The following is a 24,019-nucleotide window of genomic DNA, read 5'->3' on the forward strand; positions in this document are numbered from 1 at the left end:
TACCCTCGCTTGCGGTCACTGTGAGCCGAGCCTGTAAGATACTGGCGCACGAAGCGGTATGTATGACCGTCCATACGTCCGACGACCGGTGGCTCAATGCGCCAGTCGAGACGGTGTTTGCGTTCATGGACGAGCCGTCGAACCAGGCGGCCGTCACGCCGAGCCTGACCCGCGCCGAGCGCATCGAGCGGTTGCCGAACGCCGGGAACCGTGCCGCCTACGAGTACACCATGTTCGGACTCACGTTTACCGGCGAGGTGCAGGCGTCGACGTACGAACCGCCGGCGCGAATTGTCTACGAGATGCATGGTGACCTGACGGGACGCATCGCCTGGCGGTTCGAACCCGAGGACGGCGGCACGCGCCTCACTTACGCGGCCGATTACGAGGTTCCGGGCCCACTCCCAGAGGCGCTCCTCGCACCGCTTATCCGGTGGTACAACCGCCGGGAGGTGCGGCGGCTGCTGGACAACGTCGCCGAGGCAGTCGAAGGCAAAGCGCAGGCCACTACGGCGTAACCCTACTCGTCGGTCCAGAGGGCGTCTGAGAGCGTCCGCTGGACCGCTTCCTCGCCGACGGCCGTGGCGAGTGTCTCGAACCCGTTTCGCTCGACGGGGTCCTTGGCGTTCGCGACCAGTCGGGAGACGATGAACTCCGGTGTGGATTTTCCGACCGTGCCAAACCGGGGCTGATAGTCGACCTGCAGTTCGAGGTCCTGATTCAGCCCTTCGGCGAAGATGCCGTCGACACGGGCCTCGATGGGCAGCGGTTCGAGATCGTCCGCGAGGTGAGTGACGAACACGCCCAGTGCGTCGCGGTCGACAGTCAGCGTCACGAGTCCGTGGAGGAGGTCGGCGGCGGAGCCGGGTTCGGTGATGGCCTCGAACTCGTCGACGAGCATCAGCGTCCGGTCGCTCTCGGTCAGCGGCGGCACGACAGAGCGCAGCGTCGATTCGAGGACGCCGGCGTTGAACGAGGCGTGCCGGCGGTGGAACACGATGGTGTCGACGACGCTCACCTCGGCGGCGTCGGCGGGCACGGGCAGCCCCATCTGGGCGAGCAACTGGACCTGACACAGCGTCTCCAGCAGGGTCGTCTTCCCGCCGGAGTTCGCGCCAGTGAGAACGGCCACCCGGTCGCCGCTGGGCGGTCGGTTCGCCCGGTCCAACTCTAGCGTGTGGTCGCCGATGGCGTAGGTGACCGGCTGGACGCTCTCCACGTCGGCGATTGTGAGGTTGCGGGCCTGTTGCACCGCGATAGTCTTGCGGCCCTCGACGAAGGTGGGGCGGGTCAGGTCGAACGCGATGGCGAACCGGGCCAGCGACACCGAGAAGGCGATGTCGTCTACCGCCTCGACCGCGGCGTCGATCTCCGCACGCGCATCGGCGAGGTCGTCTTCCAACCGGTCGGCGACCGCCTGCTCACGTTCTTGCACGTCGCTTCGTAGCGCGGTCCGGAGTTCTCGGAGCGCCACGTCGACGAAATCACGGGCATCGGTTGCTTCCCGCGGCATCGCATCGCGCACCCTGGCGGCGTCGATGCCCGTCTCATCCGTGACGTGGCGAACGAGGGCGTCCTGGAACTCGTCGGGCCGCCGCGCACCTTCCTGCACGGCCTCGACGACCTCCATCGAGGCGGCCGCGAGGTCTTCGATTTGCCCCAGCTGGTCGCGCAGGCGGTCCAGTCCCTCGTCGGCTCCCTCGCCGACGGAGTTACCGTCGCCCGCGAGGCCGGCGAGAGCTGCCCGGCCGGCCGACAGGGACTCACCGTCGATAGCCGCCAGCGGCTCGAACACACCGCTCTCGATGCCGGTGTCACGGAGGGCGAGCGCCACGTCGACCGCGGCCAGTTCTCCCCCGTCCGCGTCGAAGGCATCGAAGGCGTCGAGGACGGCCCGCTGGTCCTCGTCGGCGAGGCCGGCCCACGTGTCCCGCGCTTCGAGCACGTCGTCCAGCCGCTCGTCCATCGCCTCGCGGGTCGGCAGCGGCGTCAGCACCCGGATGCTGTCGGCCGCAGCCGCCGTGACCGCGTATTCCTCGGCGAGGTCAAGCAGTTCCTTGTACACGTCGCGGGTGTCTCTGGTGGCGAGCAGGCCCATCGATTCGGCCCCGGTCGCCCGCCGGAGGATGCGCGTTGCGCGCCCCCGAGAGAGGCCAGCCGTGGTTAGCGCTCGTGTATCCGCCGACTCGATTGCCTCGATGGCCCGCTCGACGCCCAGCTCCTCGGTGAGCAGTTCGGACGTCTTCGGGCCGATGCCCCAGTACTCCTCCAGTCGCATGCACGGGTGGAGAACGGCGGCCCGCTTAGGCGTTTTCAGTCGTCGGACTCGTCGTCGATACTGAATCGCTCGTGCAGCGGCCCCGGCTCTCCGCGGGCTTGCCGGTCAGCCCGTCGGGCGGCGCGACGCGCGATGAGCGCGCCCAGTGCCGCCGGAATCGCCAGACCGAGCGACACGAGCGCAGTTTGCTCGGAGACGACTGATGGGCCATTCGACAGGCAGACCTCATATCCCACTACGACCACGACGACGGCTACACCGGCGACGACGAGGTACAGCCCGCGGGCCAGCACCTCGCTGGGATTGCGAAGCCGAGAGAGATATGCGGCCGGGACGAGCCAGCCGGCCAGCAGGACGCCGACGGCCACGGGAAGCGAGAGATCGCCGACGAGGATGACGACCGCGTACAGCACGAGCGGCGCAATGGCGATTCCGAGCGAGAGGCCAGTGAGCGTGACTGCCCACGTCGGCGCACCGGAGTCCATCGACTCAAGCGTCTCGGTCAGGCGCTCGTCGAGCATCTCGGTCTGTTCGTCGGTGAGCAGCGTCGCGTCACAGTGTGGGCAGGTCATCGCGGTGGGTTCCAGCGACTCATCACACTCTGGACAGGTGGGAGCCGACGCGTCACGCCACTCGGTCATGCTTCCCTTTGTGCCCCGAGTGGTTTGAGTGACCCGGATAGTGTCAAATACACAGAACTTGGTCGTTAGATGCTATGATACTAAGCCACAGCATTGCACGACCAGTGGAGTAGAATGCGCTGTCTTTGCGGTGTGTTTCCGGGCCGTAGTATCAGTTGGATGATAGAAAGAAATAATCCAGTACAGTCCAACCAAAGCATATGGGGGGCGTTGACATTCTACATGTCGATGACGATAAGGGGCTTGCTAGCCTGACTGCCGACCTCCTCGAACGCAAGGACAGTCGGTTCAACGTGGAGACTGCTGCAAGCGCGACAGAGGGGCTACAGCTACTCGACGATTTCTCCCCTGACTGCATCGTTTCCGACTTTGAGATGCCCGGTATCGACGGACTTGAGTTTTTACAAGCCGTCCGGGCGGAACACTCCAAACTCCCGTTCATTCTGTTTACTGGCCGAGGAAGCGAAGAGATCGCAAGCGATGCGATCTCTGCTGGCGCAACTGACTACCTACAGAAACAATCCGGAACTGATCAGTACGAACTACTGGCCAACCGTATTAACAACGCTGTCACCCGGTATCACTCGGAAAAACAGCTACGCGAGACCAAAGAGGAGTACGCCGCTGTTTTCGAGAACGCGCGGAACGGACTCCTGCTTGTTGATGTCGAGCAAGACGGGTTTCGCTTCCGTCGGTGTAACTCACGGGTTCAGGAGTTTACCGGACTTGCAGAGTCAGAACTTATCGGTAAGACCCCACAGGAGGCACTCGGCGACGAGAATGCCAGAGCGGTCGCCGGCGCGTATCGGAAATGCGTCGACATGCGAGAAACAATTTCATATACGGTGACCCTTACTCATCCGGTCGGCGAAGTCGTCCATGAAGTCAATACCACGCCGATTATCAGAGACGGTGAGGTCGAGCAACTCGTCGTCGCGTTTACCGACATCACCGAACGGTACGCCCGTGAGCAGGAGTTACGCGAGGAGCGGGCGGTCATTCAACAAGCGCTCGACACGCTCGATGAGCCACTGTTCGTTACAGATACTCATGGCACCCTCAAGCACTGTAACCGCCGCGCACTCGAGGCTACTGGCCACACCGAACAGACAGCCGTTGGAACGGCGATCACTGACTTGTTTCCTGACGACGAGCGGGAGATGATTACTGACGCGGTTGACAACGCACTCCGTACTGGCCGAACGACTGTCACGGCCAGCCTTCGACTCGACAGCGGTCAGCGACAGCCATACAAGTTCCGCGCCCACTCTCTGACTGATCTGGATAACAACATAGCGGGGCTGGTCATACTCGGTCAGGATGCCCCTGACACCTGATCGATTGGGCAACTGTCGCAGATACCAGTCGGTATCGACGGCTCTATGTGCTGACGGGCCGCCACGCGCAGGCGCCCGTGTCCGTCGATACGCAATTTCTTCGCCCCGTATCGCCCTGAACTTTATACTATATGACGGTTGAATTGCACACTACCAATGAAAGACGTGCTTTCCAGAATCGGCATCGGGTCTGCTACGGTGGACACGGTCTTGCCGGCAGATTCCGTCAGAGCCGGTGAGTCCGTCCGTGCCGAAGTTCACGTTGAGGGCGGCTCGACGGACCAGGATATCGACGCGATCTACTTCGCGCTGGAAACTGAGTACAGATCCGACGAGGGGTACAAGGACGCCATCATCGACCAGTGGCAACTCACCGAGCCGTTCACCATCGAGGCGGGTGAGGAACGTCGCTTCGAGACGACCGTCCATATTCCCCGGGTGACGCCTGTAACGACACGCTCGACGGCCGTCGAAATCGAGACCGGACTCGATATCTCGATGGCGGTCGACCCCGGTGACGAGGATTACATCGAGGTCGAACCGACACACCGCACGCAGGCAGTGTTCGACGCGCTCGATTCGCTCGGCTTCTCGCTCCATGCCTCTGCCTGTGAGGCCACAGCCGGGAGTCTGTTTACCACCTCGACGAACTTCGTTCAGGAGTTCGAGTTCCGGCCACAGCGCGGCGAGTTCGCGGAGCAGGTCGACGAGGTGGAAGTCGTCCCGGTGTTCGACGACAGCCATCTCACGGTGTATCTGGAGGTCGACCGCAGCGCCGGACTGCTCTCGGAGATGACTGACGCCGACGAGCGACACACGAAACTCACGATAGAAGCGCCTGAGCCTGCTGCTATCGAGCCGCGACTCGCGGAAGCGATCCGGGAATTGAGCTAGGCTGCTGGCGTACGCTGGCCCTCAACCCCAGAACGACTGGGTCCGCGCGTACTCTCGCTCCTGACGAAGGATGTCCCGGTAAAACTCGTCTTCGTCCTCACGCAGATGATTGATGATGCGGGCGGCGTTGTGCGGACCGACGCCGCGGGCCGCCAGCGCGACCACCGCTTGCTTCCCGTGACTCTGGACCAGCGAGGCTGAGCGGTAGGCTCGTTCGGTCATCTTCTCCTGCTCCTCGTCCTTGTCATCGGTCCGGACGGCCGAGACGACTTCCTCGGCCCAGGGATTCAGCGCGGCGATGCGGGTCGAGCCACAGTGCGGACACGACGGCTGGTCGCGCACGCGCTTGACCTGCTGTTTTCGGTCCCACTCTTTGCAGTGTAAACACATGAGGATGACACGGTCGCTCTGGATGCGCTCCCTGACGGTGTTGATGACGCTCGCGTCGGCGTTCTCCGGGGAGAGCAACTCCCGCCCGGAGGAGCTACCGCCGGTCCCGATGGGCGTGTGCTCACCCACTGTTTCGAGCGCTACGTCGCCGCTCTGGATGTCTCGGAGAAGGTCGGCCGTCGCCTCGATGGCGAGGTCCTCGTGGCGCACTTCGCGCAGGGCTTCGTCGTACATCGGCGTGTCCTCCAGCGCAGCGAGCAGACGGTCGCGGCCGAAGTCCGTCGACCCGCGACCGCGCCAGCGCTTGAGCGAGCCGAACTTCGTCGCTACCTGTGCAAGCTTGAACTTCAGCGCGTCGGCGTTTTTCAGGCTGAGTTCGATAAGCGCCGGGAGGTGGTCGGGGTCGGTGTCCTCGATGACTTCGATGACGTCGCCGGCGGTGATTCGTCGCGGGACTTCCAGCGTAATCCGGTAGGGGTCGACCTCCATCGCGACTGATTCGCCCGCTCGCTGGCCGAGCAGCGCCGAGAGGATCCGTCCCAGCGTCTCGTTGATTTTGTGCCCATAGCAGGCATTGATGATAACTTCCCGGCCGTGGAACTCCACCAGAATGGTCGTGTCGTCGGGAATCGGCCCCTCGTGTTTCTCGACCTGCGAGAGGCCGTCCGCGACGGTTTCCGGGCCGGCGGCATAGCGAGTCGCTACGTCTCTGGCGACGGCGTCAGTCTCGGCCCCATCCTGTAACTGCCGACCGGCCACGCGGCGGAGTTCACCGACCTCCGCAGCGACGGCCCTCGGAACGGGAATCTCCTGACCGACCCACGATGGCACCTCACCGGCGGGGTCCTCGATGGGCGAGACGGTCACGCTCTCCTCCTCCTCGTCGATGTTCGTGATGCGCCACATCTCCCCGCGCTGGACGAACACCTCGCCGGGCGTGGCGAAGTTGACGACGAACTTCTCATCGAGGGTCCCGACCTGCTGGCCCGAGGCTACGTCTTCCACGTCGTAGGTGGCCTCGTCAGGGATCATCGAGAGGTTCTGATAGAAGTACTGCCAGGTCCCGCGGCGTTTCTCTAAGGTGTCCCGGTCCTCGTCGAGCCAGATGACGTTGTTCGCTGCGAGTTCTTCGACGACCTGCTTGAACTGGGCCTCGCCGAGATCACGGAACGGGTACGCGCGGGTCAGTATCTCGTAGGCCCGCATCGCCCGGATTTCGCCGGTGTCCATCACTAGCCCGGCGACCTGGTTAGCAACGGTATCGAGGCTGCCATCGTGTATTTCGGCCGGTTCAACGTCGCCAGCTTCGGCCTGTCTCGCAATCGCCAGCGCCTCCAGCGTGTCGTCGGTGTCGGTGGTGACAACCGTGCCCGAGGAGACGAGGTCACGCCGGTGGCCGGCCCGGCCGACCCGCTGGACGAGACGGGACACCTGCCGGGGACTGCCGTACTGGACGACGTGATCGACGTGGCCCACGTCGATGCCCAGTTCCATCGAGGAGGTACACAGCAGGGCGTCGAGGTCGCCGGCCTTGAACCGGTCCTCCACGTCGATACGGGCCTCCTTCGACAGCGAGCCGTGGTGGACGCCGAGATCGGTTCCCAACTCTTTGAACCGCGAGCCCAGCGCCTCGGCTGTCTGTCGGGTGTTGACAAACAGCAAGACGGACTCGTGGTCATCGATGAGGTCCGCGATGTAGCGGACGTGACTGGCCGTTCCAGCGTCGGTGACGAGCGTGCTCGACAGTTCTTCGTCACGGTCGGTAATCTGGGGCCGGACCACCTCGATGTCCAGTCGACTGCCGATGTCCACTTCCACGATGGCACACGTCCGGCCGCCGGTGAGAAACCGGCCGACCTCGTGTGGGTCGCCGACAGTCGCCGAGAGTCCGATGCGCTGGAACTGCCCGGACAGCTCTCGGAGCCGTTCGAGTCCGATGGTCAGCTGCGCGCCGCGCTTGGCCGCGGCGAGCTCGTGAACCTCGTCGATGACGATATGTTCGACATCTGCCAGCGCAGTCCGGAGCTTCGACCCGGTAAGCATCGCCTGGAGCGTCTCGGGCGTAGTTACGAGCACGTCCGGCGGGTCGTCGGCCTGCTTCTGGCGCTGGTAGTCCGTCGTGTCGCCGTGGCGAACATCCACTTCGAGGCCGAGCGTTTCGCCCCACCAATCCAGACGCTGGCGCATGTCGCGGTTAAGAGCCCGAAGCGGCGTGATATACAGCGCGCCGATGCCAAAACGGTCCTCGGACTGTGCTAATGCGTCGAAGACCGGCAACATCGCCGTCTCCGTCTTCCCGGTACCGGTCGGTGCGACCACCAGCGCGTCCCGCCCGTCAGCCAGGGTCGGAATTGCTTTTCGCTGTGGGTCGGTCGGCGTCGTGAAGCCGCGCTCTGAGAGCGCACTGCGGACGGCTGGACCGAGTGCGGTAAAGGCGTCATCGCCGCGAGCGACCCCGTCAGTCATCGCCCCTTTCTAGCGACTACACCGGGTTAAACACGTTGTGTCACATCGTCTCGTCCGCTGTCGGTAACCGAAGGACTGCGGGCGTTGCAGGGGAATGGCGGGTACAACCTTATGTCGTTGCACAGAGACATGTGAAACCATGACTGACGCCTGTGCAACTGCGACCGGTGATGGCCCGTGAACACGCTCGATGAAATCGAACGAGCGGTGAAGGATACGGCGCATTACGTCAGCGGGAACCTGGCGAACTACGCCAACAGAGCTGCCGGCGAGAACCCGAGCGGGGAACAACAGGTCGGGGGCGACGTGTGGGCCGACGACCTGTTTTTCGACGCGCTCGCACACATCGACGGTATCGGCGCGTACGCGAGCGAGGAGCGCAGCGGCGTAGTCGACTGCGGCGAGGGCTACAGTATCGCTATCGACCCGCTCGATGGCTCCTCGAACCTCGCCTCGAACAACTCCGTTGGGACGATAATCGGGGTCTACGACGCCGAACTGCCCGCGGCGGGCCGGGAAATGGTCGCGTCGCTGATGGTACTATACGGCCCATACACGACGCTGACAATCGCCCGGTCCGACCGCGATGTCGTCCAGGAGCACCTCCTCCGGGACGGGCACAGCGAGCGCTGGGGCCAGTTCGAACTGCCAGCAGAGGCGACGGTAGTCGGGTTAGCGGGCAAGACCGGCGAGCGCAGCGACGAGTTCAACGACATCGCCCAGGCCTTCGAGCGGGACCTGAAGCTCCGCTACGGTGGGGCGACTGTCGCCGATCTGGCGCAGGTCCTCGAGTACGGCGGACTGTTCGGCTATCCGGCGACGACGGGGTATCCGGACGGTAAACTCCGGGTCCACTTCGAATCGGCCCCGCTCGCATATCTCGTCGAAGCGGCCGGTGGCGCTTCCAGCGATGGGTCGCAGTCGTTACTCGCCGTTGAACCGGATGGTATCCACGACCGGACGCCGACGTTCCTCGGCAACGCCGAACTTGTCGACGACCTCGAAGCAGCGCTTTCGGAAGAATAGGTAGACAGCCGGCTCAGACCTGCTGGTAGGCCCCTAACCGCGTGCCATCGAGCAGGAACGCCTCGGCGTCGGCCAGCCCCTCGGGCAGGAACGGGGCGAGGAACTCCTGGCCGTCGACGTTGACCCACGTCCCCCCGGAGCGGTCGTTGAAGGCAGGAAAGACGACGATATCCGGCGCGTCGTCGACCGGCTGGTCGAACTGCTCGGCAAAGGGCTCACTCACCAGCGAGCCGCGGAGCCAGGCCCGCTCTTTCTGTGCGCCGCCGACGCTGTCTTCGAGTCGGACGACCGGGTGTTCGTGGCCGACACAGAGCACGTCCGCTTCGAGCACGTCCGGTGCAGGCCAGGTGTGGCCGTGGGCGAACCCGACCGAACCAATGCGGGTCCCGTGTCCCGGCGTCACCTCGATATCGGCGGGAAGGTCGGATAGGACCGGCTCCAGACTGCCGTCGTGGTTCCCTTTCACCAGCGTCACGGGCACGTCGAGTGCGTCGAACAGCGCTTCGAGTTCCGCCCGCTCGTCGTCGAACGGGTCGCCGATAGCGTGGCCCAGATCGCCGACGACCACCAGCCGGTCGGCACGGGCGCGGTCCAGACACGTCAGCAACCGCTCCCGACGGTCCGCGGCGGCCGACTTGAGTTCGACGCCCTCGTATCTGAGCCCCGCTTCGATGCCAGCGTGGTAATCAGCCACCGCCAGCAACCGCTCTCCGTCGGTATCGACTGTGGCTGCCGGAACGCCGGGAAGCGGTTCGACGCGCATCGCTCCTGTGTTAGCCGTCGGGCGAAAAAAGCACCGCGGCTCGATCCCAGAGCGCTCCCGGAACTGGCTATGAGCCGTCGTTCGGTTATATTGGCTTGAGCTTGCCGTCCTCGGGCTCGTAGCAGCGACCGCCCATCAGCGCGTCCTGGATGGCGTCTTCGACGGCGTCAGCGTCCGCGCCGTAGCGGCCCGCGACCGTCGAGCGGAGTTCCTCGCGGTCGGCCCCGCTGCCGTCGTCGAGTTCGTCCATGACTTCCATAGCGGCGTCTTCGAGGTCCACGTCCTCTGTGGCGTCCTCGCTTGCGGAGTCGCCGGCAGTGGTCTCGTCGGCCGCCGCGTCGGTCGCAGTCTCGGGGGTTTCGGCGGGAGCGTCGCTGGTGGCGGCGTCGGCGTCCGGTTCGGGGGATTCATCGCCGGCGGGTGCGCCCGGAGATTCGGGGGCCGGTTCGGCGTCGGCGGCGTCTGCGGGTGCCCCTTCTTCGGCCGCTTCGGCCAGGTCTTCGGGGTCCGGCGTCTCGATGTCGGCCTCACCGGGCTCGTCGACCTCGGTCCCGCTCTGGAAGTCTGTGCCGTACTCCTGCTCTATCTCCTCGCGCTCGTCGTCGTCCAGTTCGAACTCGGTGTCGAAGTCGCCGAGGTCCTCGTCCGCCCCGGGTTCCGACGACGATTCAGGCTCGTCCTCCACCGTCGAATCGGCGTCGGTCGCCGGCTCGCTCGGTGCCGGAGATCCGTTCACGGACTCACTCGGTGTGGGCGTCGTGGGCGCGTCCTCACCCGCGGAGTCGCCGGCGGTCGTCTCGTCGGGTTCGGCGTCGGTCGCTGGCTCGGGTGTTTCGGCGGGTGCGTCGCTCGTAGCCGCGTCGGCGTCCGGTTCGGGCGATTCGTCGCCGGCCGGGGCCCCGGCCGACTCTGGGGCCGGCTCGGCGTCGGCGGCGTCTGCGGGCGCACCGCTCTCGGCCGCGTCGGCCTCGTCGGCCGTCGATGATTCGATATCTGACGCTTCGGCCGTCTGTGCGCTCGGCCCGGTCGCTTCCCCGTCGTCAGTCGCTGCCTCCGATGGCGACCCCGATTCGGCCGTCGCGGCGATGTCTTCGTCAGTCGTCTCCGGGGTGGAAGGGTAAGTATCGAGGTCGAGGGAGGCGAGCAGCGGAATCGGGTCGTCGGTCCCGTCGCCCGGCGATAGCGACAACCCTTCCGCTTCATCCGTGTCGCCGGCGACGACGCGAGCGGCGTCGAGCGCCGTCGTTCGGAGCGCGTCGAGGTAGTCGCCGGTCGTGCCGTAGTGGTCCAGCGCGAGCGTGATGCCGGCCGCGGCGCTCTCGTCGATGCCCTGGTCCAGCAGCGCGAGTCTGAGTTCGTCGCCGGTCAGGCCGGCCTGCTTCGCGCTGGCCAGCTGGCCGATGCGCGAGACGGTCTGCTCGGCAGCCTGCACGACCCAGCGGTCCCGCGTGTCCCCGTCGACCTCGCTGATACTCTCGGGCCGAACCGAGGTGAACACCCGGTCGCTGTCGTCGGGCTGGAAGGTCCGGGCCTTCCCCGTGACGGCGACGAACATCGGCGGGTCGGCGGCTTCGAGGAAGGCCAGTTCGTCGGGCTGGTACTGGCCGGCGTAGACGACGAAGGGGCCGGTCGGGTCCACGACACGGGCGCGCAACACGTCGTCGTTGACCTGTTCGAGCTCGGTGAGGACGCCGACGAGGAACAGGCGGTTGACCCGCGCGCCGGTCGGCGTGACGACGTAGTTCGGCGCGCGCTCCTCGTCGGATTCAGAATACGAGAAGTCGGCGTCGTCGAACTCCGCGGCGAACAGTCGATGGGCGACTTCACGGCGGCCGGGGCCGCTGTCTCCGGATTCGCTCATGACTCCGCCTCCTGTAGCAGGGTCCGCGCACGCGTCGCCGGGTCGTCGTCGGCCTCGGCGAACGTCGATGCGGTGAGGTTCGCGCCGTACTCGTCGACCGACAGCGACCCGCGGACGACGAACTCGTGGCCGACGATGCGGTCGGCGATGCGGTCGGCGACGACCTCCTTGTTCATCGCGTCCCGGGCGTGCTCGCGTGCGTCGTCGAGGTCGCCCCCGTACACCCTGGCGGTCAGTTCGTCGTCCAGCACTGCGGTGACGGTGGCGGTCCCGTCGTCGAGAATCGCCTTCGTCCGCAGGTCGTCCTCGCCCTCAACCGCGCCGTGGGAGCGACACTGCCCGTTCTGGATGACACGGCCACACTCCGGACAACGCTCGATGAGGCCTGAGCCGTCCCGCACCTCGATGACGTTGCCGGCCAGTTCCACGTCGAACAGGCCGCCGCTCTCGACGGCCTCGCGGATGGACAGCCGCGGGGCGTCTTCGGCTACCTCGACCGTGCGGTCCAGCGCGGTCACGGTCGAGAACTCCGAGACGTTCACCGACGGCGCGCCGCGGAACTCGCGGACGAACGTCTCTTCGAGGCGTACGGACGCCCCTTCCTCGATCTCCGCGTGGGGCTCCCAGTCAGTAAAGGGGAGCCGGCCGCTCTCGTCGCCGAGGACGCCGCTGAGAATCGTCGTCTCGCCGTCGCGGCCGTCGATGACCTTCTGCTCGCACTCCAGCACCTGCACCTCCACAGTGATGCCGCGGTCGCCCGGCGCGAGGTCCTGTAGGGCGGCGCGGCCGCCGACCTCGTAGTCGATGTCCAGCGTCTCGTCGACGACCTCGGGGTCGGTGCTGTCGCCGAGGTTCAGTTCGGGCTGGCCGTCCCACTCCCGGACGCCGGCGTTGCCGAGCCGGACGGTCTGGCCGGGCTGGAGGTCGCCCGAGAAGCCGTCCCAGGCGGTGTAGGATATCTTCCCCGTCTCGTCGGCGAGTTCGCCCTCGCGGATGACGTGCTGTTCCCCGTTGTACTGGATGGACCGCCGACCGGACGTGAGCACCACGGCGGTGACCGTCACGTTCGAGTCGTCGGTCGTGACCTCGCTGATGGCCTTGCTCGACGGCGTGTTGTCGCCGCCCGAGCTGCCGTCACCGTACTTCCGTCTGAGGCTCTGCTTGGCCTCGTCCATCGGGACGGAGTAGTTCACGAGGTTCTCCAGGTCGCGTGTGACCTCCTCTTTGTCAACACCGAGGTCGGAGGCGAGCTCCTCGGCATGGTCTTCGAGAGACATCGACTGACGGTTCGACGGGAGCACTCAAAAGCGTTTTCGGCCAGCCTTTGCGGGCATGGCCGTCGACACCTGTTTGAAATCGCCCAAAATTCTTATTTGTGATACTGCAATCTCTCAGTGTATGCTCTCTGACCGAGTTAGTGTGTTTCAGACGGCCGAAGGTCCCGTTACCGAATCTGTCAAGCTAACCGGGCAGGAAAATATCGGAGCTGATACTGGGCGCGGACATCGGGGGGCCTGACTATGGGAAGTCTGTTCGGGTCGAAACCATCCGAGGCCCACGTCATCTGGCGGAGCGGTCGGAACAACGGCGGCACGAAGAAGTTCGATTTCGAGTATCTGGAACTGTGGGCCGCACATTTCGGCGTCGACTTCGAGCAGTGGACCCGCGTCGACCACGATCGCGGTGACGAGCCCCGCGAGCAGTTCGCCTGCGTGTTCCGCTGGTCGAAAAGCGGCGGGCAGGAACTCTCCGTCGGTGACGAGGAGTGGACGATGGGCTCCCAGCGCAAGCCCCGCACGTTCCTCGAAATCGACGAGGAAGGGATGGTCAGACTCCGGGGCTGGACCAGCGAGACGACGCTCGACGTCGAAGAACTCGTACTGAAAAAGACGGTGCTGAAGCTGAAAACCGCCGACGGCACCGTGAAGAAACTCGATGTCCGGAAGCTCTCGAAGCGCCCCGAGACGACCTCCACCCGAGCGTAACCCAAAAGCCGTTTGACGTGTCACCGGCACGAACGAGTATGCACGTCGTCGTCAACGCCGCGATGAGTGTCGACGGGAAGCTCTCTTCCCGCCGCCGCGAACAAATCGCTATCTCCGGACCGGAGGATTTCGACCGGGTCGACCAGCTCCGAGCCGACAGCGACGCCGTGATGGTCGGTGTCGGCACGATTCTCGCCGACGACCCCTCACTGACTATCGATGACCCCGACCGCCGCGCCGCCCGGACTGACCGCGGCGAGCCGGAAAACCCCGCACGCGTCGTCGCTGACTCCCGCATCCGAACGCCACCGGACGCCACGGTACTGGACGACCGCGCCCAGACCTACCTCCTCGTCAGCGAAGCCGCGCCGCCGGACTTCGTTGAGGAGATGGAAGACGCCGGGGCGTACGTCATCGCTGCCGGCCAGGACCGGGTCGACCTCACGACGACGCTCGCGAAGCTGGAAGGCGACGGCATCGACCAGCTCATGGTCGAAGGTGGCGGCGAACTCATCTTCGGCCTGCTAGAGGAGGCGCTGGTCGACGACCTGTTCGTCTACATCGGTCCGAAGGTCATCGGCGGCCGGGACGCGCCGACGCTGGCCGACGGCGACGGCTTCATCGAGGACTTCCCGGAGCCGGAACTGGCCGACGTCGACCGGGTTGACGACGGCGTGGTGTTGCACTGGACGTTTTAGGAACTCGGCCGTCGGAAATCAGTGGTCGTGGCCGGTCAGCTCGGCGAAGGACTGTCCGAACCGCTCCTCGAACAGCTCGCTGGTCTCCGCTTCGAGCGCGACGATCTGCTCGTCCGGCTCGCCCTGAGCGTGGTGGACGGCGCTGTGAATCCGCTGGGTCATGCCGAACATCGCGATGTCGCCGACGACCTGCGGGTCCGTCTCCTCGGGCGATTCCCGGAGGATGTCCACGAGTTCGCTCGGGACTGTGAGTTCGTCGGTCTCCTCGCCGTCGTCGATAGTCAGCGTGACAGTGTCGGTTGCCATGCCACCGACTCAGGGGGCTATCCTAAAGGGTCTGTGGATGTAGCGACGACAGCGAAACAGAACCGCTAGTCGTCGGCTTCTGCCGCAGCCTCGGACTCCGCCTCGGCGGCGGCCTCGGCCCGGGATTCGAGGTACTCGTCGGCGTCGATGGCGGCCTTACAGCCCATCCCGGCGGCGGTGACGGCCTGCTGGTAGTGGTAGTCGACCACGTCGCCGGCACCGAAGATACCGTCCACGTCGGTCGCGGTCTGGTCGCCGCCGGTGCCGCCGTGGGTCTGGATGTAGCCAGTGTCGTCCAGTTCGACGCCGGTGTCTTCGAGATAGTCGGTGTTCGGCGTATGGCCGATAGCGATGAAGACCGCACCCACGTCGAAGTCGAAGCTCTCGGTCCCGTCGTCGTCGAGCTTCTCGCTGGGATGGCCCTCGTCGTTCTGTGCGAGGGTGACGTGGTCGACCCCGTCCTCGGGGGAGCCGTGCATCTCCAGCAGTTCGGTGTTCCGCATGATCTCGATTTCGCCCTCGTCGACCTTCTGCTGAACGCGGTCGATCCAGTAGTCCTCGGCGCGGAACTCCTCGCGGCGGTGCGCGATGTAGACGGTGTCGGCGAACTTCGTAAGGAAGTGGGCCTCCTCCATGGCTGCGTCGCCGCCGCCGACGACGAGCATGTCCTCGCCGCGGAAGAACGCGCCGTCACAGGTCGCACACGTCGAGACGCCATAGCCCATCAGCTCGTCCTCGCCGGGGACGCCCAGCGTGCGGGCGCTGGCCCCGGAAGCGGCGATGAACGCGTCGCAGGTGTAGACATCGCCGTTCGACAGTTCCACGCGGAACGGCCGTTCGCTGTCGTCGATGTCGGCGACGATACCGTGTTCGAGTTCAGCGCCGAAGCGCTGGGCCTGTTCTTTCATGTTATTGATGAGGTCCGGACCGGAGAGGCCCTCCGGGAAGCCGGGGAAGTTCTCGACTTCGCTGGTCAGCGTGAGCTGCCCACCGGGTTCGTCGCCTTCCAGAACGAGTGGGTCATTGTTGCTTCTGGCGGCGTAGATAGCCGCTGTCAGTCCCGCTGCGCCCGTTCCAGCGACGATGAGTCGTCGGTGTTCGACCGATTCTGTCATTAGCCAAGTTAGACTACCAGGCCGTATTTAGCTTGTGTTGTCGTGCGCCGAACTCGAACCGTGACGACACGCTTAGGCCGCTGCCGCCGCTCGCTGGGGGTATGGCCGCCGACCTCGAAGAGAAAACCGACCGGTACGAGGGACTGCTTGCCGAAGCACTTGACGCGGCATCAGTCGCTCCTCCAGATGGAACGCCGATGCACGACGCCGCTCTGGAGTGCGAGGAGATGGCGTCGTCGTATCTTGAAGATGGGCGTCACTTTAGAGACGACGACGACCTCGTGAACGCGCTGGCGTCGTTTTCGTACGGGCACGCGTGGCTGGACGCGGGCGCACGTATCGGGCTCTTTGATGTCCCGACCGAAGGACATCTGTTTACGGTCTGAAACTATGGTCTAATTTGGGTCTCAGTTCGGCAATCGGTTAAGTGTCAACAGTCCTCCGAATCTCCCGGGTCACATCATGAAACAGACCAGGCGCAGTGTCCTGCGGAGTATCGGTGCCGGAACAGCAGTCGCAGTCGGGTGCGTCGGTGCCGCGAGCGCCGCGCCGCCGAGAGACGGCGAGACAATTGCCGACATTGCCTCGAATGACGACCGATTCACGATCTTGGTTGAGGCACTGGGCGAAGCAGGCCTTGTGGCGACACTCGACGGAAACAGACAACTGACCGTGTTTGCGCCCACTAATACGGCGTTCGAAAACTTGCTGCACGTCTTAGGTATTAGCAAGGACGAACTCTTGGAACGAGACGACCTCGCCGAAATCCTCACGTACCACGTGGCACCGGGTCGTCGCGACGCCGAGTCGGTCACTACCTCCGATCAGGTGCCGACACTCAACGGAGCGAAAATAGATGTGGACGGGACCGTCCTCAACGGCGGCCAGGCCACCATCGTCGACACGAACATCGAAGCCTCAAACGGGTACATTCACGCCATCAACGGCGACAACGTCGATGGCACTGGTGTCTTGCTTCCATAGCCCGGCGCACACCACAGTTTGCGTGGGTATGACAGCAAACCAGAACGGCCCTCCTCCGACGACCACCTCCTTTTTGTCCAGCCGGGTCGACCCGGGTCCCGCTGCGTCCGCTGATGCATAGCCGCCCTGGTTTCGGTCGTAGGCAGCTATCATGGAGTTGGCCAGAGGATATACGTGTGCCCGGAGAGTTGAGTCCGCTGATGGAGGGTGTCCTCTGGTATGTTCTTTCAGGGACCCGTGGGGGGCCAAACAGAGCCCGTATCCTCAAAGCCCTCAAGCGACGGCCTCGGAATGCCAACCAACTCGCGGAGGACCTCGACCTCGACTACAAAACTGTCCGGCATCACCTCGACGTGTTGTTGGACAATGGCGTTGTCGACAACACCGGCGGCGACTACGGGTCCGTCTACACGCTGACGGACAGGACTGAACAGTACTGGGACACCATCGAAGAAATCATTGCGGAGATAGAGTGACAATGGCTGAAATCGAGCATGGAGTTTTACCACGAGCCGGCATAGGAGGGGACAGATGGCAGTCTGGATGACCGCGGCAAGTGTCGCGTCTGCGCTCAACGTCGTGGTGCTGCTTGCGTTGCTATCTGTCTGGGCCCGCAACTACCTGTCGGTGGGCTCGAAACACGCACTCGGACTGACGGTTTTCGGGTTCCTGTTGCTCGCCGAGAACTGCCTGTCCGTCTACTACTACGTGCTTGACCCAGAGGTCGCCGTGTTGTTACGAAACGCCGCCCCTGTCGCCGGCCGCGCGATGACGTTTGTCGCGATACTGGAACTGGGTGGGCTGCTGTTTCTGGCGTGGATCTCGCTCGATTGAGCGGTCGCAGCGATACTTCCCAAACAGGATGTCACCGTCCTTGCTGTACGTATCTGGAATGTATATGTAACTAAAATGTAGTGACTGGTAACATCGTTCTTTACACCTCATCACCCCTCCACGATGTGCGGAACCACACTGTGACTCCCACTGGCCCGATAATTTCGGGGCCCATTCGCTGTCTCCGACTGAATCGGGGTGACTGTAGCAGCAAGGCGGCGGTTGTTCTGCAGTACACCGACAGAGTCACACGATGTTGCGGCCCCCCGATTTGTGCGCTACACACGGGAGTCGGAGACGACCGCCAAAATTATATACCCTTACAGCGAGCCATGGTGAAACCTATCATGCCGTTGTATTGCGGTTCGAGGGAAAAAGCGGCGAAAGATTTATATACTTTACGAACTAACTATAGGGTAAGACAGTTCCCCAACCAATATTAAAATTTCTGCACCCGGCAGAACAGGACTCCCAATCATGAGTGAATCAACAACGCGGACAAACACACGAGAGCGAGACGAGAAAATAACCGAACCGACGGAACAGGAGGCTGTAGAGACCTGTCCCGAATGTAGTGGCAACGTCGTTACCGACGCCGAGCATGGCGAAACAGTCTGTGAAGACTGTGGACTGGTCATCGAAGAGGACGAGATTGACCGCGGCCCGGAATGGCGTGCATTCAATTCCGCCGAGAAGGACCGCAAGTCCCGCGTCGGCGCGCCGACGACAAACATGATGCACGACAAGGGCCTCTCGACGAACATCGGCTGGCAGAACAAGGACGCCTACGGGCGCTCCCTCTCCAGCGAGCAGCGCCAGAAGATGCAGCGGCTCCGGACCTGGAACGAGCGGTTCCGGACCCGCGACTCCAAAGAGCGTAACCTCAAGCAGGCGCTTGGCGAAATCGACCGCATGGCCTCTGCGCTGGGCCTGCCCCAGAACGTCCGTGAGACGGCCAGCGTCATCTATCGCCGCGCACTCGGTGACGATCTGCTCCCGGGCCGTTCCATCGAGGGCGTCGCCACGTCCGCCCTGTACGCGGCTGCCCGCATGGCTGGAAACCCCCGGTCGCTCGACGAGATGGCCCGCGTCTCCCGCGTCGAAAAGATGGAGCTCACACGGACTTACCGCTATATCGTCCGGGAACTCAGCCTCGAAGTCCAGCCGGCAGACCCGGAACACTACCTCCCGCGGTTCATCTCCGATCTTGACCTCAGCGAGGAGACTCAGCGACAGGCCCGCGACCTCGTCGAAGGCGCTCGTCAGTCCGGGATGCTCTCCGGCAAGTCGCCGGTCGGCATCGCCGCTGCAGCCGTCTACGCCGCCGCGTTGCTGACAAACGAGAAAGTCACGCAGAGTCAGGTCAGCGACGTCGCTGACATCTCCGAAGTGACAATCCGAAACCGGTACAAGGAACTCCTCGAAGCCGAGGACCTCCCGGCCTGACGCCCGGGTGAAGGCAGACTTATGGGGAGACGCCAAGGCTTTTAATCATCGGATATGTGTGTGAGTAACATACATGGAAGAAGCGTACGTCCGATTGCTCTGTCCCGAGTGTAAGAAAGACTGGGAGTCGACGCCGACAGATTTGCCGCGACACGACACGACGTTCCACTGCCCGAACTGTCATGCGAGCCATCGGCTCGCTGTTTTTACCCGCACGGAAAACGACTTGCAGACGCTGAAAGGACTGCAGTAACTACTCGCTTGTTGCCGAGCGTGCGCCGCATGCCTCACAGCGGAGCAACAGCGCGCCCTGTTCCCGTTCCAGTTGCGTGTCCGGCAGTCCACACTCCGAGCAGAGCACGAACTCCTCGACGTACTCGTCGATGGACGCCTCGATACGGTCGGCGTCGAACTCGCCGGTCAACCGCGCCCGCCCGCTCTCGTCGATGTGGCCACTCGTCCCGAGGTCGTTCTGCAGGAACTTCATCACGTGGTCGTCCTCGCGTCCGAGTCGGGAACACGTCGACTGGAAGTTCTCGTAGACGGTGACGTTCCCTTCCTGTCGGACATCCGGGTCCGGGACCTCGAACCGTTCACCTGTGCCGTCGATATCCGGCGTTTCCTCCATCGCCCGGTCGAGCATATCGTCGTATTCCATACTCCAACGTCACAGAGCAGCCACCAAAAACTTTTCAGCCAGTGGTCGTCCGCTATCGCCAGGCTGTAAGTGTACAGGTCTCGTCCGCTACCATCGAAATCCAGGTGTCATCGTGGGCAATATCGGCGATGACGAACCGCTGCTGGCCGTCGACATCGTCGACAGCACACATCACATCAGACGCAGTTCCCGACCGACGGGTGGGACGTTCAACCTCGTAAGACACAATTGTTCATCTAGGATGTGCGGTAATGAATGTGTCGTACTCGTTTCGTCTTTTGATACTCTGAAATCCGACCGTATACGCAAGAAAACGACTTACGTCTTGCCATTACCGTTGTGAGTATCAAGGCCGATTCAACAATCGTCGATGCCAACGGCCGGAGACAGCCGCGCTGAATCGCCGTGAGGGGTCCCAGATACGTCAGGGCGCGAGCCGGTTCTTGCGTCCCTTCATCTCCCGTTCGTAGTACTCGAAGGTCTTGGGACACCAGTCGGCCGCCAGGTCGAGCATCTCCTCGGTCATCTCCCGGATTTCCCACTGTGCGTCTGCCGCCGCTCGCATATCCGCGACGTGCATCAGCATCCGGGCGTTCATCGACATCACAATGTTCACCCTGGTGCCAATCGGCAGCACGAACCGGGCGTCCTCCGGCGGCATTCCGAGTTCGAGCAGTTCCTGATACGACTCGACCGCCTGCTCGATGGTGTCTTTGAATACCTCCGTGCGCTTCTCGAACTCCTCGTCGGAGACGCTCGCTTTCTGTTGGTTCCGGCCGATCCAGTCCGGGTCTGTCGCGGACGGCGGTGTCACGACCAGTTCGCCCTCGCGGACGGCTTCTGGGTCCACGTCGTCGAAGGAGACGTACCGCATCGACTGCACGTCGAAGGAGACGTGGCGGTGGCGGGTGATCTGTGCCATACAGGAGCGGGAGACGCCTTCGACGGCGAAGGTGGCCTGCGCGTGTTCGAAGGGGCCGAAGTGGCCGTGGTCGAGCAGATGCCCGATGAGCGTCTCCTTTTTGTCGTCAAGTGTGTCGCCGTCGACCTCGGCCATCGTCGCTTCGAACGACTGGCTGCCGACGGAGGTGTCGCTGTAGTCGTTGCGTGCTGCCTTGCAGATGAGATCCTCAGGGTCGTCTGTCGCTTCGAGCAGCTTTACGTCCATATCGGGTGGGTGTCCCGGAGCGGCAAAATACTTCCTTCCCGGGCCGGCAGGGCGTTCGGACCTCCCGCGGATGACTCCGAACTCAGATATCCTGCCAGTCTGTCGGCTCGCCGGCGAGGCCAAGCACGCGGGCCTCTCGGCCGCCGCCCTCGGCGTCGCGCACGTCGATCATCCCGTCGAACGCCTGCTTGATTACCTGCAGGGTCTGGTCGTCGTGGGCGCCCGAGTCGATGGTGAACACGCCGATGTAGCCCGCGGAATCCAGCCGCGAGGACAGCACGTGACAGAACTTGAAGACGGTCTTCTTGTCCGTGTAGGTCAGCATCGTCGACAGCGAGACGAGGGCCAGCCGGCCCTGTTCGTTGCCGGCATTGTGCAGCCCCTCCAGCGCCTTCGTGATGCCGATACCGATGCCGGTGAGGTCACCGGGCGAAGAGACGTGGTGCGCGTGGGCGTTGCCGATTACCTCCTCGTCCGTGCCACCCTCGCCGCGACAGTCGATGACACCGAGCTGGGAGTCGTCGAGGTCGGGAACGAGCGACCGGAACTCCTCGACGACGCTGCCTGCGCCGTCACCGGTCGTCACGACCACCGCGCCGTCCCCCTCGCGTAGACCGTCGGCGAGAATATCGTATGCGAGCCGGTCCTTCCCGCTCATTGCCGGGCCGGAGATCAGGATGCTGGACCCTGGCCGGACCTCACTGAGCGCATCGAACTCTAGTACTGAGGTGAGATCATACATTGTTTGTCGCTCAGTTGTCTTCATCGTTGCTCAGTCCGCGAAGCGTCGCGATGAAATCGGAGTCGTCTTCGATGCCACCGAGTGTGTCCGAGAGATCGTCTCGCATCTCCGCGACTCTCTGGGTCAGTTCGTCGTACTGGTCGCTCTCCGCCAGCTCTGCGCTCGATTTCGTCGCTTCGAGCGTTGCCTGCTTCTCGACGAGTGCGTAGTACTCCTGTAGCAGGGAGTCGTACTCGGAGCGGTCCAGCAGATTGTCGACCGTTTCGTGGAGCTGTTCGCTCCGGATCGGCTTCGAGAGATATGCGTCAAAGCCCATCTCCAGAATGTCGAAGTCCGGCTCGACGGCGGTGACCATCGCCACCCGACAGCCCAGATTACGCTCTCGAATGCGTTCCAGCACTTCGTCCCCGGAGAGTCCGGGCATCATCCGGTCGAGCAAGACGACGTCGACATCCGCGTCTAGTTGCTCCAGGCCCTCGTCGCCGTTCTGTGCCATGCGGACCTCGTACTCCTGTTGGAGCCACAGTTTGTACGTCTCGGCAACGTCTGGTTCGTCTTCGACGATAAGCACTACAGGTAGGTCCGAATCTGACATGATGTTCTACTATCCCCCGTTTGCATATCCACGTACATAGCCCTGTGGGTGCGGGCGTGCAGCGCGTCTCGACCGGTGACAGAACGACACCCACATCCGGCATGACGGCAAATAGGCGGGTAATGATTCGAAATCTCGCCCGTGGGCAACAGGCCTTCACGAGCAACGTGTTCCTCGTCACCGGGGACCGAACCGTGCTGGTCGACGTCGGCAACGAGTTCGACGTGGTGTCGGCTGTCAAAGAGCACGTCGACGATATCGACGCTATCGCCGTCACTCACACCCACTACGACCACGTCGAGAACCTCGACAGCGTCGTCGACGCTTTCGACGTGCCGGTGTACGGCTACGACACGGAGCAGGACGGCATCGAGAACGCTATCGCCGACGACGAGACGATACAGCTGGGCGACCACGGCTACCGGGCGCTGCACACGCCCGGCCACAAGAACGACCATCTCTGCTTCTACTCTGCGGACGCCGGCGTCCTGTTCGCCGGCGACCTCGTGTTCGCCAACGGGAGCTTCGGCCGGATCGACCTCGACGAAGGGAATCGTGACCTGCTCGTCGAGAGCATCGACCGAATGCTGTCGGTTGTCGACGAGGACCTACAGGAGATGCACACCGGTCACGGACCGAGCGTTACCGATGCGCCGTATCAGGACATCGAACTGGCGCTGCAAGCCGCAAAGTTCTGAGAGCGCGGCCGAGCGCACAGTTTTCAGTCGAACGCACAGGCCAGCAACGCGTCGTAGGCGTGGTCGTAGGCATCGGCGACAGCCGCCGGGTCACTGCGCTGTTCGCTGTCGAGCGCGGGGAGCCGTACTGCCGCGACCTGCTCGATGAGGTCGACGACGTTGGGCACCCGTTCCTCCAGCTGGCCGTCGCCGGGGCCGCCCGTGGCAATCTGACAGGCCTTGGCGTACCGGTCGCCGTCGTAGATACGCGCTCGGCCCGGTTCGACGACGGCCACGGCGTCGGGTTCGATACCCGACAGCGGCCGGGCCACGTCGCCGTAGGACTCGACGACCGCCCGGTCGGCCGACTCGATGTCAGCGGCGAGTGACTCCAGGGCCTCGACGTGCATCACGCGCATCAGGTCGTTGAAGTCGGCGACCGAGGTGACCCGCGGCGCGTCGGCGAGCGGGAGACGCTCGGCGACGGAGTCGGGCACGTCGACGGTCCCGTTGACGACGTACTCGACGCCGGTTTCGGCACTCGGGCGGCCGACCCGGTCGACGACGAACTGCTGGTTGTCCTTGCCGAGCAGGCCCGTCTCCGCGCCCGGCGAGGGATGCCACAGCCGGTGAATCGGGTTGATTTCCTCGGGGACCACGTCGCCCGGGGACGCGGCCGCGAGGCGCTTGGCGTCCTTGCCGTACAGCCGCCCCTCGCTTGTTGCCCGCTGATAGTCGTCGTGGTCGAACCAGTAGTTGTTGCCCGCTCTGGGCTTGAATCCCTGGGCGCTGGTCCGTTTGAGCAGGCCGACGCTGAACGTGGTCTTGCCCGCGTCGACGCGGTCATTGCCGGCGACGAGGAGCTTCATGACTCGGCAAGACCGTACAGTCCGACGACATCATCGTCCTGCGGGTCGGCGATGACGAGGTCGTCCTGATTGAATATCATCCACGGGATGGCCCAGTCGATGAACACCGACTCGTTGGCCTCGCTGAGTTCGGCGTCCGCCGGGAGCCCCTGCAGGAGGCGGGCGATTTCCGGGATAGTGTACAGTTTGTCGGCGTCGAGAATGTCCGCAGGTTCGTGGAGCTCGAACGACAGTATCTCGTCGAACTCCTGCTTGTCGACAGGCATACCTGCCGGTATGCCGAGCG

Annotated in this window: 28 protein-coding genes; 13 read left to right on the forward strand and 15 right to left on the reverse strand. The window is 63.8% G+C overall.

What is annotated here, in order from left to right:
• Window positions 1–62 precede the first annotated feature (62 nt).
• On the forward strand, window positions 63–518 hold the full coding sequence (locus DVK01_RS14950; protein WP_121512162.1) for an SRPBCC family protein: 456 nt from the start codon (window positions 63–65) through the stop codon (window positions 516–518).
• Window positions 519–520: 2 nt separating this feature from the next.
• Here the strand turns inward: DVK01_RS14950 and DVK01_RS14955 are convergent, their stop codons facing one another.
• Window positions 521–2,278, reverse strand: a complete 1,758-nt coding sequence (locus tag DVK01_RS14955) for a DNA mismatch repair protein (RefSeq protein WP_121537390.1) — start codon at window positions 2,276–2,278, stop codon at window positions 521–523.
• Window positions 2,279–2,313: 35 nt separating this feature from the next.
• Entirely contained in the window at window positions 2,314–2,919 is a 606-nt protein-coding gene (locus DVK01_RS14960; protein WP_121537392.1) for a zinc ribbon domain-containing protein, read from the reverse strand.
• Between the two features lie 200 nt (window positions 2,920–3,119).
• On the opposite strand from DVK01_RS14960, the gene DVK01_RS14965 reads away from it, so the two are divergent.
• Both DVK01_RS14965 and DVK01_RS14970 read left to right on the forward strand, forming a co-directional pair.
• Complete coding sequence (locus DVK01_RS14965; RefSeq protein WP_121537394.1) at window positions 3,120–4,256, forward strand: PAS domain-containing protein; 1,137 nt, start codon at window positions 3,120–3,122, stop codon at window positions 4,254–4,256.
• A 156-nt stretch (window positions 4,257–4,412) separates the two neighbouring features.
• Window positions 4,413–5,150, forward strand: coding sequence for a sporulation protein (locus DVK01_RS14970; RefSeq protein ID WP_101350236.1), 738 nt, complete (start codon window positions 4,413–4,415; stop codon window positions 5,148–5,150).
• Window positions 5,151–5,171: 21 nt separating this feature from the next.
• Here DVK01_RS14970 and DVK01_RS14975 read toward each other — a convergent pair whose 3' ends face one another.
• Window positions 5,172–8,006, reverse strand: coding sequence for a DEAD/DEAH box helicase (locus tag DVK01_RS14975; RefSeq protein ID WP_121537396.1), 2,835 nt, complete (start codon window positions 8,004–8,006; stop codon window positions 5,172–5,174).
• A 177-nt stretch (window positions 8,007–8,183) separates the two neighbouring features.
• Between DVK01_RS14975 and DVK01_RS14980 the strand changes: the two genes are divergently transcribed.
• A complete protein-coding gene (locus DVK01_RS14980) occupies window positions 8,184–9,032 on the forward strand; it encodes a class 1 fructose-bisphosphatase (RefSeq protein WP_121537398.1) in 849 nt (282 codons plus the stop codon).
• Between the two features lie 13 nt (window positions 9,033–9,045).
• Here the strand turns inward: DVK01_RS14980 and DVK01_RS14985 are convergent, their stop codons facing one another.
• The 3 genes from DVK01_RS14985 to DVK01_RS14995 form a co-directional block, all read right to left on the reverse strand.
• Entirely contained in the window at window positions 9,046–9,795 is a 750-nt protein-coding gene (locus tag DVK01_RS14985; RefSeq protein WP_121537400.1) for a metallophosphoesterase, read from the reverse strand.
• Window positions 9,796–9,880: 85 nt separating this feature from the next.
• Complete coding sequence (locus DVK01_RS14990) at window positions 9,881–11,656, reverse strand: hypothetical protein (protein ID WP_121537402.1); 1,776 nt, start codon at window positions 11,654–11,656, stop codon at window positions 9,881–9,883.
• A complete protein-coding gene (locus DVK01_RS14995; protein WP_121537404.1) occupies window positions 11,653–12,933 on the reverse strand; it encodes a Single-stranded DNA binding protein in 1,281 nt (426 codons plus the stop codon). The genes DVK01_RS14990 and DVK01_RS14995 overlap by 4 nt, the downstream gene beginning before the upstream one ends.
• Before the next feature lie 243 nt (window positions 12,934–13,176).
• Between DVK01_RS14995 and DVK01_RS15000 the strand changes: the two genes are divergently transcribed.
• Both DVK01_RS15000 and DVK01_RS15005 read left to right on the forward strand, forming a co-directional pair.
• Window positions 13,177–13,641, forward strand: a complete 465-nt coding sequence (locus DVK01_RS15000; protein ID WP_121537406.1) for a hypothetical protein — start codon at window positions 13,177–13,179, stop codon at window positions 13,639–13,641.
• 38 nt (window positions 13,642–13,679) lie between these two features.
• Window positions 13,680–14,339: a 2,5-diamino-6-(ribosylamino)-4(3H)-pyrimidinone 5'-phosphate reductase gene (locus tag DVK01_RS15005; protein WP_101350229.1), complete on the forward strand. Its 660-nt coding sequence runs from the start codon at window positions 13,680–13,682 to the stop codon at window positions 14,337–14,339.
• A gap of 18 nt (window positions 14,340–14,357) precedes the next feature.
• On the opposite strand, the gene DVK01_RS15010 is transcribed toward DVK01_RS15005, so the two are convergent.
• Together DVK01_RS15010 and DVK01_RS15015 are read right to left on the reverse strand one after the other, a co-directional pair.
• Window positions 14,358–14,645, reverse strand: a complete 288-nt coding sequence (locus tag DVK01_RS15010) for a hypothetical protein (protein WP_101350228.1) — start codon at window positions 14,643–14,645, stop codon at window positions 14,358–14,360.
• A 65-nt stretch (window positions 14,646–14,710) separates the two neighbouring features.
• Window positions 14,711–15,760, reverse strand: a complete 1,050-nt coding sequence (locus DVK01_RS15015) for an NAD(P)/FAD-dependent oxidoreductase (RefSeq protein WP_101350227.1) — start codon at window positions 15,758–15,760, stop codon at window positions 14,711–14,713.
• Between the two features lie 101 nt (window positions 15,761–15,861).
• Here DVK01_RS15015 and DVK01_RS15020 point away from each other — a divergent pair, with 101 nt between their 5' ends.
• From DVK01_RS15020 to DVK01_RS15045, 6 genes are all read left to right on the forward strand, one after another.
• Window positions 15,862–16,146 (forward strand): DUF357 domain-containing protein, encoded by a 285-nt coding sequence (locus tag DVK01_RS15020; protein ID WP_101350226.1) that lies wholly within the window; start codon window positions 15,862–15,864, stop codon window positions 16,144–16,146.
• A gap of 76 nt (window positions 16,147–16,222) precedes the next feature.
• Complete coding sequence (locus tag DVK01_RS15025; protein ID WP_101350225.1) at window positions 16,223–16,744, forward strand: fasciclin domain-containing protein; 522 nt, start codon at window positions 16,223–16,225, stop codon at window positions 16,742–16,744.
• A gap of 200 nt (window positions 16,745–16,944) precedes the next feature.
• Window positions 16,945–17,220 carry a winged helix-turn-helix domain-containing protein gene (locus tag DVK01_RS15030; RefSeq protein WP_014040537.1) on the forward strand — a complete coding sequence of 92 codons (276 nt, stop codon included), beginning with the start codon at window positions 16,945–16,947 and terminating at the stop codon, window positions 17,218–17,220.
• A gap of 55 nt (window positions 17,221–17,275) precedes the next feature.
• Window positions 17,276–17,578 (forward strand): hypothetical protein, encoded by a 303-nt coding sequence (locus DVK01_RS15035; protein ID WP_101350224.1) that lies wholly within the window; start codon window positions 17,276–17,278, stop codon window positions 17,576–17,578.
• A 477-nt stretch (window positions 17,579–18,055) separates the two neighbouring features.
• Complete coding sequence (locus tag DVK01_RS15040) at window positions 18,056–19,024, forward strand: transcription initiation factor IIB family protein (RefSeq protein WP_101350223.1); 969 nt, start codon at window positions 18,056–18,058, stop codon at window positions 19,022–19,024.
• 73 nt (window positions 19,025–19,097) lie between these two features.
• Window positions 19,098–19,277, forward strand: coding sequence for a hypothetical protein (locus tag DVK01_RS15045; protein ID WP_004515550.1), 180 nt, complete (start codon window positions 19,098–19,100; stop codon window positions 19,275–19,277).
• On the opposite strand, the gene DVK01_RS15050 is transcribed toward DVK01_RS15045, so the two are convergent.
• From DVK01_RS15050 to DVK01_RS15065, 5 genes are all read right to left on the reverse strand, one after another.
• On the reverse strand, window positions 19,278–19,682 hold the full coding sequence (locus DVK01_RS15050) for a translation initiation factor IF-2 subunit beta (protein ID WP_101350222.1): 405 nt from the start codon (window positions 19,680–19,682) through the stop codon (window positions 19,278–19,280).
• 52 nt (window positions 19,683–19,734) lie between these two features.
• Window positions 19,735–19,908 (reverse strand): hypothetical protein, encoded by a 174-nt coding sequence (locus tag DVK01_RS21880; protein WP_154021034.1) that lies wholly within the window; start codon window positions 19,906–19,908, stop codon window positions 19,735–19,737.
• Between the two features lie 198 nt (window positions 19,909–20,106).
• Complete coding sequence (gene thyX / locus DVK01_RS15055; RefSeq protein WP_101350221.1) at window positions 20,107–20,850, reverse strand: FAD-dependent thymidylate synthase; 744 nt, start codon at window positions 20,848–20,850, stop codon at window positions 20,107–20,109.
• An 82-nt stretch (window positions 20,851–20,932) separates the two neighbouring features.
• Complete coding sequence (locus DVK01_RS15060; protein ID WP_121512308.1) at window positions 20,933–21,592, reverse strand: ATPase domain-containing protein; 660 nt, start codon at window positions 21,590–21,592, stop codon at window positions 20,933–20,935.
• A gap of 10 nt (window positions 21,593–21,602) precedes the next feature.
• On the reverse strand, window positions 21,603–22,187 hold the full coding sequence (locus DVK01_RS15065; RefSeq protein ID WP_101350220.1) for a response regulator transcription factor: 585 nt from the start codon (window positions 22,185–22,187) through the stop codon (window positions 21,603–21,605).
• 122 nt (window positions 22,188–22,309) lie between these two features.
• On the opposite strand from DVK01_RS15065, the gene DVK01_RS15070 reads away from it, so the two are divergent.
• The gene (locus tag DVK01_RS15070; protein WP_121537408.1) at window positions 22,310–22,885 is read left to right on the forward strand and encodes an MBL fold metallo-hydrolase; all 576 of its coding nucleotides are present in this window, start codon (window positions 22,310–22,312) and stop codon (window positions 22,883–22,885) included.
• 23 nt (window positions 22,886–22,908) lie between these two features.
• On the opposite strand, the gene DVK01_RS15075 is transcribed toward DVK01_RS15070, so the two are convergent.
• Together DVK01_RS15075 and DVK01_RS15080 are read right to left on the reverse strand one after the other, a co-directional pair.
• A complete protein-coding gene (locus DVK01_RS15075; RefSeq protein WP_121537410.1) occupies window positions 22,909–23,733 on the reverse strand; it encodes an ATPase in 825 nt (274 codons plus the stop codon).
• Window positions 23,730–23,999: a DUF5827 family protein gene (locus tag DVK01_RS15080; protein ID WP_008308902.1), complete on the reverse strand. Its 270-nt coding sequence runs from the start codon at window positions 23,997–23,999 to the stop codon at window positions 23,730–23,732. Before DVK01_RS15080 ends, DVK01_RS15075 begins: the two co-directional genes overlap by 4 nt.
• Window positions 24,000–24,019: the final 20 nt, after the last annotated feature.

It is taken from the genome of Haloarcula sp. Atlit-120R, from assembly GCF_003665885.1.
Lineage (GTDB): Archaea > Halobacteriota > Halobacteria > Halobacteriales > Haloarculaceae > Haloarcula > Haloarcula taiwanensis.

Excerpts from the sequence above, each read along its gene's own strand:
- DVK01_RS14950 (WP_121512162.1), top strand. The coding sequence starts at position 63 with ATGACCGTCCATACGTCCGACGACCGGTGGCTCAATGCGCCAGTCGAG.
- DVK01_RS14955 (WP_121537390.1), bottom strand. The coding sequence starts at position 2,278 with ATGCGACTGGAGGAGTACTGGGGCATCGGCCCGAAGACGTCCGAACTG.
- DVK01_RS14960 (WP_121537392.1), bottom strand. The coding sequence starts at position 2,919 with ATGACCGAGTGGCGTGACGCGTCGGCTCCCACCTGTCCAGAGTGTGAT.
- DVK01_RS14965 (WP_121537394.1), top strand. The coding sequence starts at position 3,120 with ATGGGGGGCGTTGACATTCTACATGTCGATGACGATAAGGGGCTTGCT.
- DVK01_RS14970 (WP_101350236.1), top strand. The coding sequence starts at position 4,413 with ATGAAAGACGTGCTTTCCAGAATCGGCATCGGGTCTGCTACGGTGGAC.
- DVK01_RS14975 (WP_121537396.1), bottom strand. The coding sequence starts at position 8,006 with ATGACTGACGGGGTCGCTCGCGGCGATGACGCCTTTACCGCACTCGGT.
- DVK01_RS14985 (WP_121537400.1), bottom strand. The coding sequence starts at position 9,795 with ATGCGCGTCGAACCGCTTCCCGGCGTTCCGGCAGCCACAGTCGATACC.
- DVK01_RS14990 (WP_121537402.1), bottom strand. The coding sequence starts at position 11,656 with ATGAGCGAATCCGGAGACAGCGGCCCCGGCCGCCGTGAAGTCGCCCAT.
- DVK01_RS14995 (WP_121537404.1), bottom strand. The coding sequence starts at position 12,933 with ATGTCTCTCGAAGACCATGCCGAGGAGCTCGCCTCCGACCTCGGTGTT.
- DVK01_RS15000 (WP_121537406.1), top strand. The coding sequence starts at position 13,177 with ATGGGAAGTCTGTTCGGGTCGAAACCATCCGAGGCCCACGTCATCTGG.
- DVK01_RS15005 (WP_101350229.1), top strand. The coding sequence starts at position 13,680 with ATGCACGTCGTCGTCAACGCCGCGATGAGTGTCGACGGGAAGCTCTCT.
- DVK01_RS15010 (WP_101350228.1), bottom strand. The coding sequence starts at position 14,645 with ATGGCAACCGACACTGTCACGCTGACTATCGACGACGGCGAGGAGACC.
- DVK01_RS15015 (WP_101350227.1), bottom strand. The coding sequence starts at position 15,760 with ATGACAGAATCGGTCGAACACCGACGACTCATCGTCGCTGGAACGGGC.
- DVK01_RS15020 (WP_101350226.1), top strand. The coding sequence starts at position 15,862 with ATGGCCGCCGACCTCGAAGAGAAAACCGACCGGTACGAGGGACTGCTT.
- DVK01_RS15025 (WP_101350225.1), top strand. The coding sequence starts at position 16,223 with ATGAAACAGACCAGGCGCAGTGTCCTGCGGAGTATCGGTGCCGGAACA.
- DVK01_RS15030 (WP_014040537.1), top strand. The coding sequence starts at position 16,945 with ATGGAGGGTGTCCTCTGGTATGTTCTTTCAGGGACCCGTGGGGGGCCA.
- DVK01_RS15035 (WP_101350224.1), top strand. The coding sequence starts at position 17,276 with ATGGCAGTCTGGATGACCGCGGCAAGTGTCGCGTCTGCGCTCAACGTC.
- DVK01_RS15040 (WP_101350223.1), top strand. The coding sequence starts at position 18,056 with ATGAGTGAATCAACAACGCGGACAAACACACGAGAGCGAGACGAGAAA.
- DVK01_RS15045 (WP_004515550.1), top strand. The coding sequence starts at position 19,098 with ATGGAAGAAGCGTACGTCCGATTGCTCTGTCCCGAGTGTAAGAAAGAC.
- DVK01_RS15050 (WP_101350222.1), bottom strand. The coding sequence starts at position 19,682 with ATGGAATACGACGATATGCTCGACCGGGCGATGGAGGAAACGCCGGAT.
- thyX (WP_101350221.1), bottom strand. The coding sequence starts at position 20,850 with ATGGACGTAAAGCTGCTCGAAGCGACAGACGACCCTGAGGATCTCATC.
- DVK01_RS15060 (WP_121512308.1), bottom strand. The coding sequence starts at position 21,592 with ATGTATGATCTCACCTCAGTACTAGAGTTCGATGCGCTCAGTGAGGTC.
- DVK01_RS15065 (WP_101350220.1), bottom strand. The coding sequence starts at position 22,187 with ATGTCAGATTCGGACCTACCTGTAGTGCTTATCGTCGAAGACGAACCA.
- DVK01_RS15070 (WP_121537408.1), top strand. The coding sequence starts at position 22,310 with ATGATTCGAAATCTCGCCCGTGGGCAACAGGCCTTCACGAGCAACGTG.
- DVK01_RS15075 (WP_121537410.1), bottom strand. The coding sequence starts at position 23,733 with ATGAAGCTCCTCGTCGCCGGCAATGACCGCGTCGACGCGGGCAAGACC.
- DVK01_RS15080 (WP_008308902.1), bottom strand. The coding sequence starts at position 23,999 with ATGCCTGTCGACAAGCAGGAGTTCGACGAGATACTGTCGTTCGAGCTC.